The organism is Pseudomonas sp. Wu6 (genome assembly GCF_019891515.1).
Taxonomy (GTDB): Bacteria; Pseudomonadota; Gammaproteobacteria; order Pseudomonadales; family Pseudomonadaceae; genus Aquipseudomonas; species Aquipseudomonas orientalis_A.
In genome coordinates this window covers 192,876-205,967 of record NZ_JAFLXH010000006.1, presented here as the reverse complement: position 1 = coordinate 205,967, position 13,092 = coordinate 192,876, and the positions used below count along the sequence as shown (strand labels likewise).

Sequence of the window (13,092 nt, the reverse complement as noted above, 5' to 3'; positions counted from 1 at the left end):
GGCGCCCGTAGCTCAGCTGGATAGAGCATCCGCCTTCTAAGCGGATGGTCGCAGGTTCGAGTCCTGCCGGGTGCGCCATTAGGCAGCTTTGGCACAAGTAGCGCTATATGGTGGGCGTAGCTCAGTTGGTAGAGCACGGGATTGTGACTCCCGTTGTCGAGGGTTCGATCCCCTTCGTCCACCCCATATTTTGAAAGGCGCCAGATTAACCGTCTGGCGCCTTTGCTTTAAGAGCTTCAAGCGCGGATGTGGTGGAATTGGTAGACACACTGGATTTAGGTTCCAGCGCCGCGAGGCGTAAGAGTTCGAGTCTCTTCATCCGCACCAAATAAAACGTTGCTCGGCTGTCAGGTCGGGCAAGGTTGGACAAAGAAAAAGAAGTAGTTTGGTTTCTTTGTTAATGCAATATGGTGGGCGTAGCTCAGTTGGTAGAGCACGGGATTGTGACTCCCGTTGTCGAGGGTTCGATCCCCTTCGTCCACCCCATATTCGAAAGGCGCCAGATTTAACAGTCTGGCGCCTTTTTTGGTTTTGGCCGCTTGATATGTCAGCGGTCGCAGGTAGTGGGCTCCATCGGCAGCGCGTTTCGTCGTATTTGTGTGTCTCGATGATGCCGCGTTGCCCGTTCGCGCCGTTCGCGGGGCGGACCGTCAGGGAGATGAATGGCTGCTTTCTCACTATATAGAAGGGCGGCGCAGAGCCCTGGCGCAATTGGCTGTATTTGTCACCGGGGCGAGGTACTTCAGTGCCTTCGTACCGATAAATTGCTGGCTGTTTCCAGGTGTATTTTCAGTAGGGTGACTTCTTGAGTTTGACCCACTAGAATGCATGCCCTTGATTGGGGTCGGAAATGGCCGGCTAATGTCTGTGCAACGAGGAATATCCATGCAAGTTTCTGTTGAAAATACTACTGCTCTCGAGCGCCGCATGAGCATCACCGTGCCGGCAGAGCGTATCGAGACTGCGGTCAACAAGCGTCTGCAGCAGACTGCCCAGAAGGCCAAGATCGCTGGTTTCCGTCCAGGCAAAGTGCCGATGAGCGAAATCAAGCGTCGTTTTGGTGCCGATGCGCGCCAGGAAGCGGTAGGTGACGTGATCCAGGCTTCCTTCTACGAAGCCGTTGTCGAGCAGAAGCTGAACCCGGCTGGCTCGCCGTCGATCGAACCCAAGTCCCTGGAAGCTGGCAAGGACCTGGAATACGTAGCGACGTTCGAAGTGTTCCCTGAGTTTGAAGTGGCCGGTTTTGAAGGCATCGAAATCGAGCGCCTGAGCGCCGATGTCGCTGATTCGGACCTGGACAACATGCTGGAAATCCTGCGCAAGCAGAACACCCGTTTCGAAGTGGCCGACCGTGCCGCCCAGAACGAAGACCAACTGAACATCGATTTCGTTGGCAAGGTTGACGGCGAAGTGTTCGCTGGCGGTTCCGCCACCGGTACCCAGCTGGTGCTGGGCTCCAACCGCATGATCCCGGGCTTCGAAGACGGCCTGGTCGGCGCCAAGGCCGGTGAAGAGCGCGTTCTGAACCTGGAATTCCCTGCTGACTACCAGAACCTGGACCTGGCCGGCAAAGCCGCCGAGTTCACCGTGACCGTCAACAGCGTTTCCGAGCCTAAGCTGCCGGAACTGAACGAAGAGTTCTTCGCTCAATTCGGCATCAAGGAAACCGGCATCGAAGGCTTCCGCACCGAAGTTCGCAAGAACATGGAGCGCGAGCTGCGCCAGGCGATCAAGTCCAAGGTCAAGAACCAGGTCATGGACGGTCTGCTGTCCGCCAACCCGATCGAAGTGCCAAAGGCCCTGCTGTCCAACGAAGTGGATCGCCTGCGCGTACAAGCTGTCCAGCAGTTTGGTGGCAACATCAAGCCTGACCAGCTGCCGGCCGAGCTGTTCGAAGAGCAAGCCAAGCGCCGCGTCGTGCTGGGCCTGATCGTGGCTGAAGTGGTCAAGCAGTTCGACCTCAAGCCGGACGAAGACCGTGTTCGCGAAATGATCCAGGAAATGGCCTCGGCCTACCAGGAGCCTGAGCAGGTTGTGGCTTGGTACTACAAGAACGACCAGCAACTGAACGAAGTACGTTCGGTTGTGCTTGAAGAACAAGTTGTGGATACTGTTCTGCAGAAGGCTAAGGTGACCGATAAAGCGGTCTCTTACGAAGAAGCAGTCAAACCGGCAGAAGCAGCACAAGCCGACTGATTGTCCAACTCGTTGGAAATTCAACCATAAGCCAGCCTCGCGCTGGCTTATGCGTTTTCAAGACATGACTATTTGGGAGTAACTGCAGAGCATGTTCCGTAATTCCTATATTCAGCAGAACTCTGATATCCAGGCCGCAGGCGGCCTGGTCCCGATGGTTGTCGAGCAGTCCGCTCGTGGCGAACGCGCCTACGACATCTACTCGCGCCTGCTCAAGGAGCGAGTGATCTTTCTGGTTGGGCCGGTAGAGGACTACATGGCCAACCTGATCTGTGCGCAGCTGCTGTTCCTTGAAGCGGAAAACCCGGACAAGGACATCCATCTCTACATCAACTCGCCGGGCGGTTCGGTGACGGCGGGCATGTCGATCTACGACACCATGCAGTTCATCAAGCCAAACGTGTCGACTACCTGCATTGGCCAGGCCTGCAGCATGGGTGCATTCCTGCTGACCGCCGGTGCCGAGGGCAAGCGTTACTGCCTGCCGAACTCACGCGTGATGATTCACCAGCCACTGGGCGGTTTCCAGGGCCAGGCATCGGACATCGAAATCCATGCCAAGGAAATCCTCTTCATTCGTGAGCGCCTCAATACGCTGATGGCCAAGCACAGCGGGCACACACTTGAAGAAATCGAGCGTGATACCAACCGTGATAATTTCATGAGCGCTGAAGCCGCCCGTGAATACGGGTTGATCGACGCAGTGATCGAAAAGCGCCCCGCTTAATATAAGCCGCTCAAAATAGGGCTGGTCGGCATGCCCGACCACTGGCGGGCTTGAAAAAGCCCGCATAAGCCTTCATCTTGTGTTGCAAGCCTATCGGATTTGGATCGAACGAATGACTGACACCCGCAACGGCGAGGACAACGGCAAGCTGCTTTATTGCTCCTTCTGTGGCAAAAGCCAGCATGAAGTACGCAAATTGATTGCCGGCCCCTCGGTGTTTATCTGCGACGAATGCGTCGACCTGTGCAATGACATCATCCGCGAGGAGGTGCAGGAAGCCCAGGCCGAGAGCAGTGCGCACAAACTCCCATCGCCTAAAGAAATCAGCGGCATCCTTGACCAGTATGTGATTGGTCAGGAGCGTGCAAAAAAGGTTCTGGCCGTAGCGGTGTACAACCACTACAAGCGCCTGAACCAGCGTGACAAGAAAGGCGACGAAGTCGAACTCGGCAAGAGTAATATCCTGCTGATCGGCCCCACAGGCTCGGGTAAGACCCTGCTTGCGGAAACCCTCGCTCGCCTGCTGAACGTTCCGTTCACCATCGCCGACGCCACCACCCTCACCGAGGCGGGCTACGTGGGCGAAGATGTCGAGAACATCATTCAGAAACTGCTGCAGAAGTGCGACTACGACGTAGAGAAGGCCCAGATGGGTATTGTCTACATCGACGAAATCGACAAGATTTCGCGCAAGTCGGACAATCCGTCGATCACTCGGGATGTTTCCGGTGAAGGCGTGCAGCAGGCCCTGTTGAAGCTGATCGAAGGCACGGTCGCTTCGGTACCGCCCCAGGGCGGCCGCAAGCATCCGCAGCAGGAATTCCTGCAGGTCGATACGCGTAACATCCTGTTTATCTGTGGCGGTGCGTTTTCCGGGTTGGAAAAGGTCATCCAGCAGCGCTCCACCCGGGGCGGTATCGGTTTCGGCGCGGAAGTGCGCAGCAAGGAAGAAGGCAAGAAGGTGGGCGAGTCCCTGCGTGAAGTCGAACCTGACGATCTGGTCAAGTTCGGTCTGATCCCGGAATTCGTCGGCCGTCTGCCGGTTCTGGCGACGCTGGACGAGCTGGATGAGGCGGCGTTGATTCAGATCCTCACCGAGCCGAAAAACGCCCTGACCAAGCAGTACGCCAAGCTGTTCGAGATGGAAGGTGTGGACCTCGAGTTCCGTACCGACGCGCTCAAATCAGTGGCCAAGCGCGCACTGGAGCGCAAGACCGGTGCACGTGGTCTGCGCTCGATCCTCGAAGGCGTGTTGCTCGACACCATGTACGAAATCCCCTCGCAGTCCGAGGTGAGTAAAGTGGTGATCGACGAAAGCGTTATCGAAGGCAAGTCCAAGCCGCTGTATATCTATGAAAACAGTGAGCCGGCTGCCAAGGCTGCACCTGACGCATAAGCGTCTTTGCAGTGGCGGTACAAGCAAGGGGCCTTTTTGGGGCCCCTTGTTTTTTTGGGGTGTTTTTGCGTGACGGCTGATTAAATCGCGTTTATTCATGCGTTTAAGTGCTGGCATTGAGCTTGTTTTTTTTGCATGCAACCCCCATCTTGGTTTCAAGCTTATTTTTCAACTGTCATAGAGGCGAAATCATGAAGACAACCATCGAATTGCCTCTCCTGCCGTTGCGTGATGTCGTCGTCTATCCGCACATGGTTATCCCGCTGTTCGTGGGGCGCGAGAAGTCTATCGAAGCCCTCGAGGCCGCGATGACGGGCGACAAGCAGATCCTGCTGCTGGCCCAGAAGAATCCTGCCGATGATGATCCGGGCGAAGACGCCCTGTATCGCGTCGGTACCGTTGCAACTGTCCTGCAATTGCTCAAGCTGCCCGACGGTACCGTCAAGGTGCTGGTGGAAGGCGAGCAGCGCGGTGCGGTCGAGCGTTTCATGGAGGTCGACGGCCACCTGCGCGCCGAAGTGGCGCTGATCGACGAAGTCGAAGCCCCTGAGCGTGAGTCCGAAGTATTCGTGCGCAGCCTGCTTTCGCAGTTCGAACAGTATGTGCAGCTGGGCAAGAAGGTCCCGGCGGAAGTCCTGTCGTCCCTGAACAGCATCGATGAGCCGAGTCGCCTGGTCGACACCATGGCGGCGCACATGGCGCTGAAAATCGAGCAGAAGCAGGACATCCTCGAGATCATTGACCTGTCGGCCCGTGTCGAGCACGTGCTGGCACTGCTCGATGGTGAAATCGACCTGCTGCAGGTCGAGAAGCGCATTCGTGGCCGCGTGAAGAAACAAATGGAGCGCAGCCAGCGCGAGTACTACTTGAATGAGCAGATGAAGGCCATTCAAAAAGAGCTCGGCGACGGCGAGGAAGGCCACAACGAGATCGAAGAGCTGAAAAAGCGTATCGATGCCGCCGGCCTGCCGAAGGATGCGCTGACCAAGGCGACGGCCGAGCTGAACAAGCTCAAGCAAATGTCGCCGATGTCGGCTGAAGCCACCGTGGTGCGCTCCTACATCGATTGGCTCGTGCAAGTGCCGTGGAAGGCCCAGACCAAGGTACGCCTGGACCTGACCCGCGCCGAAGAAATCCTCGATGCCGACCATTATGGTCTTGAGGAGGTCAAGGAGCGGATCCTTGAATACCTCGCCGTGCAAAAGCGTGTGAAGAAAATTCGGGGTCCGGTGTTATGCCTGGTCGGGCCTCCCGGGGTGGGTAAAACCTCTCTGGCGGAGTCCATCGCCAGCGCGACCAACCGCAAATTTGTGCGCATGGCCCTTGGCGGCGTGCGTGACGAAGCGGAAATCCGCGGCCATCGCCGGACATATATCGGTTCGATGCCAGGAAGATTGATTCAAAAAATGACCAAAGTGGGCGTGCGTAACCCGCTGTTCCTGCTCGATGAAATCGACAAAATGGGCAGCGATATGCGCGGCGATCCTGCGTCGGCGCTGCTTGAGGTGCTCGATCCCGAGCAGAACCACAACTTCAACGACCATTACCTGGAAGTCGATTACGACCTGTCCGACGTAATGTTCCTGTGCACCTCCAACTCCATGAACATTCCGCCGGCGTTGCTGGACCGGATGGAAGTGATTCGCCTGCCGGGTTACACCGAAGACGAAAAGATCAACATCGCCGTCAAATACCTCGCGCCCAAGCAGACCTCGGCCAACGGCCTGAAGAAAGGCGAGATCGAGTTTGACGTCGAAGCCATCCGTGACATCGTGCGCTATTACACCCGCGAGGCCGGTGTACGGGGCCTCGAGCGTCAGATTGCGAAAATCTGCCGCAAGGCGGTCAAGGAACATGCACTGGAAAAACGCTTCTCGGTGAAAGTGACGGCCGACGCGCTGGAACATTTCCTCGGTGTGCGTAAATTCCGCTACGGCCTGGCCGAGCAGCAGGATCAGGTAGGGCAGGTGACTGGCCTGGCGTGGACCCAGGTGGGCGGCGAGTTGCTGACGATTGAAGCGGCCGTCATCCCGGGCAAGGGGCAGTTGATCAAGACCGGCTCCCTGGGCGATGTGATGGTCGAATCGATCACCGCCGCGCAGACCGTGGTGCGCAGTCGCGCCAGGAGCCTGGGCATTCCCCTGGACTTCCACGAGAAGCACGACACCCATATCCATATGCCGGAAGGGGCAACCCCGAAGGACGGTCCCAGCGCGGGTGTAGGCATGTGCACGGCCCTGGTGTCGGCATTGACCGGCATTCCGGTGCGTGCCGATGTGGCGATGACCGGTGAGATCACCCTGCGTGGCCAGGTATTGGCCATCGGTGGTCTGAAAGAGAAATTGCTCGCCGCGCACCGGGGTGGAATCAAGACCGTGATCATTCCCGAAGAGAATGTCCGCGACCTGAAGGAAATTCCAGACAATATTAAACAGGATCTTCAGATCAAACCGGTTAAATGGATTGACGAAGTCCTGCAAATTGCGCTGCAATACGCGCCGGAGCCCTTGCCGGATGTGGCTCCGGAGATTGTCGCGAAGGACGAAAAACGCGAGTCGGATTCCAAGGAAAGAATTAGCACGCATTAAAGTGTTGGAGCCTGGGGGGCTTCCTTGACAGCTTTTTAGAGCCCTTGTTATAAAGCGGCTCTTAAGTGTCTGTTGGCCATCCAGCACTGGTTTTTGCTTTTTACCAAAAAACTTAGAATCATACTCATAGATATGTAAGGGGACTTAGAGTGAACAAGTCGGAACTGATTGATGCTATCGCTGCATCCGCTGATATCCCGAAAGCTGCTGCCGGCCGTGCGCTGGACGCAGTAATCGAATCCGTCACTGGCGCTCTGAAGGCCGGCGACTCCGTGGTACTGGTAGGCTTCGGTACTTTCTCTGTGACTGACCGTCCAGCTCGCACTGGCCGTAACCCACAGACCGGCAAAGCACTGCAAATCGCTGCTGCCAAGAAACCAGGTTTCAAAGCCGGTAAAGCCCTGAAAGAAGCCGTTAACTAAGCTTCGATCAAGCCTTTGCTTACCCGGGTCGGACGCTGGTCTGGCCTGGCAGCGGAGCGGTAGCCGGCCCGAGTATCCATCGGGTCGCCACGCCGGGGGTCAGAGTTAAAACCCCCGTCCGCTCCGCCAGTTACGAGAAGGCGCATCCTCGGATGCGCCTTTCTTCTATCCGGATTCTACCCACGCTCCACGGTTGCCTATTTTTGATGTTCAACCGTTTCTGGGGGACGCATGCTGCAAAATATCAGGGACAATTCACAAGGCTGGATTGCCAAGACCATTATCGGGATCATCGTCGCATTGATGGCGTTCACCGGTATCGAGGCTATTTTCCAGGCTTCGGGTAATAACAAGCAGGACGTGGCCAAGGTCAACGGTGAGGAAATCACCCAGACCGAACTGAGCCAGGCCGTTGATATGCAACGGCGCCAGCTGATGCAACAACTGGGCAAGGATTTCGATGCTTCCCTGTTGGACGAAAAACTGTTGCGCGACGCGGCCCTCAAGGGCCTGATCGATCGCAAGCTGCTGCTGCAAGGCGCGGCGGATTCCAAGTTCGGCTTCTCGGAAGCGGCCTTGGACCAGGTGATCCTGCAGACGCCGGAGTTCCAGGTGGATGGCCAGTTCAACGCCGAGCGCTTTGACCAGGTGATTCGTCAACTGGGCTACAGCCGCCTGCAATTCCGTCAGATGATGACCCAGGAAATGCTGATCGGCCAGGTTCGCGCAGGAATCGCCGGCAGTGGTTTCGTGACCGATGCCGAGGTGCTGGCATTCGCCCGTCTGGAGAAACAGACCCGCGATTTCGCCACCGTCAATATCAAGGCTGACCCGGCAGCGGTGAAACTCACCGACGCCGAAGTCAAGGCCTACTACGACCAGCATGCCAAGGAGTTCATGACTCCGGATCAGGTCGTCATCGACTACCTGGAGCTGAAGAAGTCGTCCTTCTTCGACCAGGTCACCGTCAAGGACGATGAGCTGCAGGCCGCCTACGAGAAAGAAACCGCCAACCTCGCTGAACAGCGTCGCGCCGCGCACATTCTGATCGAGGTCAACGACAAGGTCACCGAGGCGCAAGCCAAGGCCAAGATCGAAGACATCCAGGCGCGCCTGGCCAAGGGCGAACAGTTTGACGCCCTGGCCAAGGAGTTCTCCCAGGATCCGGGTTCGGCCAACAATGGCGGTGATCTCGGCTTTGCCGGTCCCGGCGTGTACGATCCGGACTTCGAAACGGCGCTGTACGGCCTCAAGCAAGACCAGGTGTCCGCGCCGGTGCGCAGCGCCTTCGGTTGGCACTTGATCAAGCTGTTGGGCGTTGAAGCACCGCAAGTGCCGACGTTCGCCAGCCTGAAAGACAAGCTGACCCGCGAGCTCAAGACCCAGCAGGTTGAACAGCGGTTCGTCGAGGCGACCAAGCAATTGGAAGATGCGGCATTCGAGGCTTCCGACCTGGCCCAGCCGGCGTCCGACCTGAAATTGACCGTACACACCTCGGCGCCGTTCGGCCGTGAAGGTGGCGAAGGCGTTGCGGCCAACCGTGCCGTGGTCACCGCTGCGTTCAGTCCGGAAGTGCTGGATGAGGGGGCCAACAGCAGCGCCATTGAGCTGGACCCGGAAACCATCATCGTGCTGCGCGCCAAAGAACACCTCAAGCCTGCCCAGCTGCCGCTGGAAAAGGTCGAGGCGGCGATCCGCACGCAGATGACCAAGGAGCGTGCGAGCGCTGCCGCCAAAACCCATGCCGACGAGTTGATCGCCAGCCTGCGTGATGGCAAGACCGCACTGGACCAGCCGATTGACGGCCAGGCCTGGAAGGTGACTGAAGCGGCGACCCGTGGCCAGGAAGGCGTCGACCCTGCTGTGCTGCAAGCGTTGTTCCGCATGCCCAAGCCAGCGGCCAAGGACAAGCCGACCTTCACCACCGTCACTCTGCGTGACGGCAGCCTGATGATCGTGCGCTTGAACGGTGTCAACGAAGCGGCAGCCCCTACGGACGAAGAAAAAGCGCAATACCGCCGCTTCCTCGCGTCCCGTATCGGCCAGCAGGACTTCGCGGCATATCGCAAGCAGCTGGAAACCCAGGCAGACATCAAGAAGTTCTGATGTCGGCTTGAATAAAAAGACCCCGTCCTGAAGAGGCCGGGGTCTTTTTTTGCGCGCATTAAAGCCTGTGACGTTTTACCGACAGGAATGCGCGCGCCCACCCCTCGTTCTGTTGCACAATACCGCCCGGACTGTTTTTCTCAGGATTTTCGATGTTGACATCATTTCACTTGCGAAACCTCGGGTTGGCGCTGGTGCTGGCGGGCGCGGCGGGTTGCTCGTCACCCAAGACCGCTATTTACGAACATGAGAATTTCGACGACTCCGGTACGTTTTCCCGCGATTACCCGGTGAGCGATGTGGCGGCCTGTGAAGCGGCGCGCCGTGCCCTGCTGAGCCAGGGCTATATCATCACCAGCAGCGATCCGAAGCTGGTGGCCGGTAACAAAAGTTTCCAGCAGACCGGCGAGACCCACCTGCAGATCAGCTTCAACGTGGTGTGTGCCGCCGATGGCAAAGGCAGCAACCATTCGACGATGTTTGCCAACGCCCTGCAGGACCGCTATGCGCTGAAGAAGGTCAACAACTCCGCAAGTCTCGGGGTTGGGGTGCTGGGTTCGGTGTCGATGCCGATCGGCTCCACCGATGACTCGATGGTCAAGGTGGCGAGCGAGACCGTCTCGGCGCCCAAGTTCTATGAGCGTTACTTTGCCTTGGTGGATGTGTTCCTGCCCCAGGAAGTGAAGCAGGCTGCGCATATACCCGAGAAGCCCAAGGATGAGCTTGGCATGCCTGAACCGAAAGCCGCGCCGGCCGCCGAGAAGCTCGAGACACCTCAGCAGATGCCCGCAATCCCTGCCGCCGCGCAGCCACTGGCCCCGCCACCGGAGGCCGCACCCATCGCGCCGAGCGTGGAGCCGGCACCGCAGACTCCACCTGAGACCCCGGCCACCGAGTCCGCGCCCGCGCCGACCAACCCCAGCCTGCCGGCGCCGACAGAGGCGATTCCCGCCCTGCCAACGCCAACGCAGTGACTCAGACCGTTACGGGGTCTGTCTTGTCGACATTGATCCCGTAGCGGTTGATCGCCTCTGTGATGTTGTCACGACCGATCACACCGTCATCCGCCAGCGCCTTCAACGCCGCCAGCACGATGAAGTGGCGGTCCACTTCAAAGAACTCGCGCAACGCTTCCCGGGTGTCCGACTGCCCGAACCCATCGGTTCCCAGCGCGACAAAGCGGCGGCCGTGTACGAAGGGGCGAATCTGATCGGCGAATAATTTCATGTAGTCCGTCGCCGCCACCACCGGCCCGGCTTTTCCGACAAGGCACTCCTCCACGTAACTCAGACGCGGCTCACTTTGCGGATGCAACAGGTTCCAGCGCTCTACGGCGTGCCCGTTACGGCGCAACTCGGTCAGGCTGGTGACGCTCCACACATCGCTCTCTACAGCGAAATCTTCCCGGAGCAGCGACGCTGCGGCGATGACTTCGCGCAGGATCGAACCACTTCCCATCAGCTGAACCCGAGCATCCGCGTGTGTGCTCAGCGGATACATGCCCTTGAGAATCCCATCCTCTACGCCTTCGGGCATCGCCGGGTGCGGGTAGTTTTCGTTGAGCAGGGTGATGTAGTAGTAAATGTCTTGCTGTTCGACATACATGCGCCGCATGCCCTCGCGAATAATCACCGCCAGCTCGTAGGCAAAAGTCGGGTCGTAGGCCACGCAGCACGGCACTACCGAGGCCAGGATATGGCTGTGCCCGTCGTCATGCTGCAACCCTTCACCCATCAAGGTGGTGCGCCCGGCCGTGGCACCCAGCAGAAAGCCGCGGGCGCGCGCGTCGCCCGCCGCCCAGGCCAGGTCGCCGACGCGCTGGAAGCCGAACATCGAATAGAAAATGTAGAACGGGACGGTCATCAGGCCATGGTTGCTGTAGGACGTACTTGCCGCGATCCAGGAGGAAATGGCACCCGATTCATTCAGGCCTTCCTGCATGATCTGTCCGTCCTTGCTCTCTTTGTAGTAGCTCAGTTGCCCGGCGTCCTGCGGGGTGTAAAGCTGGCCCACGGCGGAATGGATGCCGATCTGCCGGAACAGGCTTTCCATGCCGAAGGTGCGCGACTCATCCGGCACGATAGGGACGATCAGCTTGCCCAGATGCGGGTCCTTGAGCAGCGTGCCGAGGATGCGTACAAACGCCATGGTGGTAGATATGGCGCGCTCGCCGGTGTCCTTGAGTTGAGTGGCGAATGCGGACAGGGGCGGGACAGTCAACGGGGCAACGTCAGTGTGCCGGGCCGGCACATACCCGCCCAGCGCCTGGCGCCGGGCATTGAAATAGCGCGCTTCTGTGCTGTCGGCCGCCGGCTTGAGGTAAGGAATTTCGTCGAGCAGGTCATCGGCCACTTCCAGCCCGAATCGGTCGCGGAAGGCTTTTACCGCGTCGGCACCCATCTTCTTCAATTGATGATTGACGTTCTGGCCTTCGCCCGCTTCGCCCATGCCGAAGCCCTTGACGGTCTTGGCCAGGATCACCGTGGGCTGGCCCTTGTGGCGCACTGCGGCGGCGTAGGCGTTGTAGACCTTGAGCGGGTCATGGCCGCCCCGTGAGAGTTTCCAGATATCGTCGTCGGACATGTCCGCAACCAGTGCCAGCAATTCCGGGTATTTGCCGAAGAAATGCTCGCGCACATAGGCGCCATTCTGGGATTTGTAATTCTGGTAGTCGCCGTCCACGCATTCCATCATGCGCTGGCGCAGCAGGCCGCTGTGGTCTTTGTCCAGCAGCGCATCCCAGCCACCGCCCCAGATCACCTTGATCACATTCCAGCCGGCGGCACGGTACACGCTCTCGAACTCCTGGATCACCTTGGCGTTACCGCGCACCGGACCGTCCAGGCGCTGCAGATTGCAGTTGACGACGAAGATCAGGTTGTCGAGTTTTTCGCGACCGGCCAGGGAAATGGCGGCCAGGGATTCCGGCTGGTCCATCTCGCCGTCACCGAGGAACGCCCAAACCTTGCGACCCTGGTGTTGCTTGAGGTCGCGAAACTCCAGGTAACGCATGAAGCGCGCCTGATAAGCGGCCGTGATCGGCCCCAGGCCCATGGACACCGTAGGGAATTGCCAGAAGTCCGGCATCAGCCGTGGGTGAGGGTAGGAAGACAGGCCCTCGCCACCGGCTTCGCGGCGAAAGTTATCCAGTTGGGCTTCGTTGAGGCGGCCTTCCAGATAGGCGCGGCCGTAGATGCCGGGGGAGGAATGGCCCTGGATGTACACAAGGTCGCCGTCGAAGGTGTCGGTTCGGCCGCGAAAGAAATGGTCGAAGCCTACGTCGTACAGCACAGCGGCTGACGCATAGGTCGCGATATGCCCACCCACGCCTGAGTGTTTGCCGGCACGCAAGACCATCGCCATGGCATTCCAGCGGATAAACGCATTGGTCCGCCGTTCAATGTCCAGGTCGCCGGGGTAGGGCAGTTGGCGGTCGGCAGCGATGGTGTTGACGTAAGGGGTAGTCACCCGCCCGTAAAAGTCGCCATGGCGCGCCACGTCGAAATCCAGCAACTGGTCGATCAGGTAATGGGCGCGAGGGCGGCCTTCGGCCGACAGCACCGATTCGATGGAGTCGAGCCACTCACGGGTTTCCTGCGGATCGTGGTCCAGGGATGCGGCGTTATTCGGATTCATATGAGGCTCCAGGGTAGGCGG

General features: G+C 58.8%; 7 protein-coding genes, 4 tRNA genes and 1 pseudogene. 11 read left to right on the top strand and 1 reads right to left on the bottom strand.

The genetic code is table 11. The features are described from left to right. Position 1 precedes the first annotated feature (1 nt). The 11 genes and pseudogenes from J1G34_RS06410 to J1G34_RS06360 all read left to right on the top strand — a co-directional run bounded on the left by J1G34_RS06410 (position 2) and on the right by J1G34_RS06360 (position 10,409). Positions 2-78 (top strand) — tRNA-Arg (locus tag J1G34_RS06410). Positions 79-110: 32 nt separating this feature from the next. After that, positions 111-186 (top strand) — tRNA-His (locus tag J1G34_RS06405). A gap of 56 nt (positions 187-242) precedes the next feature. After that, a tRNA-Leu gene (locus tag J1G34_RS06400) sits at positions 243-327 on the top strand. Between the two features lie 83 nt (positions 328-410). Continuing rightward, positions 411-486: transfer RNA gene (locus J1G34_RS06395), tRNA-His, on the top strand. A 399-nt stretch (positions 487-885) separates the two neighbouring features. Then, positions 886-2,196, top strand: coding sequence for a trigger factor (tig, locus tag J1G34_RS06390; RefSeq protein WP_065892545.1), 1,311 nt, complete (start codon positions 886-888; stop codon positions 2,194-2,196). 91 nt (positions 2,197-2,287) lie between these two features. Further along, a complete protein-coding gene (gene clpP / locus J1G34_RS06385) occupies positions 2,288-2,923 on the top strand; it encodes an ATP-dependent Clp endopeptidase proteolytic subunit ClpP (protein ID WP_003174822.1) in 636 nt (211 codons plus the stop codon). 112 nt (positions 2,924-3,035) lie between these two features. Beyond that, entirely contained in the window at positions 3,036-4,319 is a 1,284-nt protein-coding gene (gene clpX / locus J1G34_RS06380; RefSeq protein WP_017136464.1) for an ATP-dependent Clp protease ATP-binding subunit ClpX, read from the top strand. A 191-nt stretch (positions 4,320-4,510) separates the two neighbouring features. Next, positions 4,511-6,907 carry an endopeptidase La gene (gene lon, locus J1G34_RS06375; protein WP_065884860.1) on the top strand — a complete coding sequence of 799 codons (2,397 nt, stop codon included), beginning with the start codon at positions 4,511-4,513 and terminating at the stop codon, positions 6,905-6,907. Between the two features lie 143 nt (positions 6,908-7,050). Then, positions 7,051-7,329: pseudogene (locus J1G34_RS06370) on the top strand (HU family DNA-binding protein); the annotation flags it as partial. Between the two features lie 231 nt (positions 7,330-7,560). Next, entirely contained in the window at positions 7,561-9,435 is a 1,875-nt protein-coding gene (locus J1G34_RS06365) for a SurA N-terminal domain-containing protein (RefSeq protein WP_065892543.1), read from the top strand. Positions 9,436-9,587: 152 nt separating this feature from the next. Then, positions 9,588-10,409, top strand: a complete 822-nt coding sequence (locus J1G34_RS06360; protein WP_122461998.1) for a DUF2242 domain-containing protein — start codon at positions 9,588-9,590, stop codon at positions 10,407-10,409. Between the two features lies 1 nt (position 10,410). Here the strand turns inward: J1G34_RS06360 and aceE are convergent, their stop codons facing one another. Continuing rightward, a complete protein-coding gene (aceE, locus tag J1G34_RS06355; RefSeq protein WP_222993597.1) occupies positions 10,411-13,071 on the bottom strand; it encodes a pyruvate dehydrogenase (acetyl-transferring), homodimeric type in 2,661 nt (886 codons plus the stop codon). Positions 13,072-13,092: the final 21 nt, after the last annotated feature.

Coding starts and splice junctions, on each gene's coding strand:
- tig (WP_065892545.1), top strand. CDS start 886: ATGCAAGTTTCTGTTGAAAATACTACTGCTCTCGAGCGCCGCATGAGC.
- clpP (WP_003174822.1), top strand. CDS start 2,288: ATGTTCCGTAATTCCTATATTCAGCAGAACTCTGATATCCAGGCCGCA.
- clpX (WP_017136464.1), top strand. CDS start 3,036: ATGACTGACACCCGCAACGGCGAGGACAACGGCAAGCTGCTTTATTGC.
- lon (WP_065884860.1), top strand. CDS start 4,511: ATGAAGACAACCATCGAATTGCCTCTCCTGCCGTTGCGTGATGTCGTC.
- J1G34_RS06365 (WP_065892543.1), top strand. CDS start 7,561: ATGCTGCAAAATATCAGGGACAATTCACAAGGCTGGATTGCCAAGACC.
- J1G34_RS06360 (WP_122461998.1), top strand. CDS start 9,588: ATGTTGACATCATTTCACTTGCGAAACCTCGGGTTGGCGCTGGTGCTG.
- aceE (WP_222993597.1), bottom strand. CDS start 13,071: ATGAATCCGAATAACGCCGCATCCCTGGACCACGATCCGCAGGAAACC.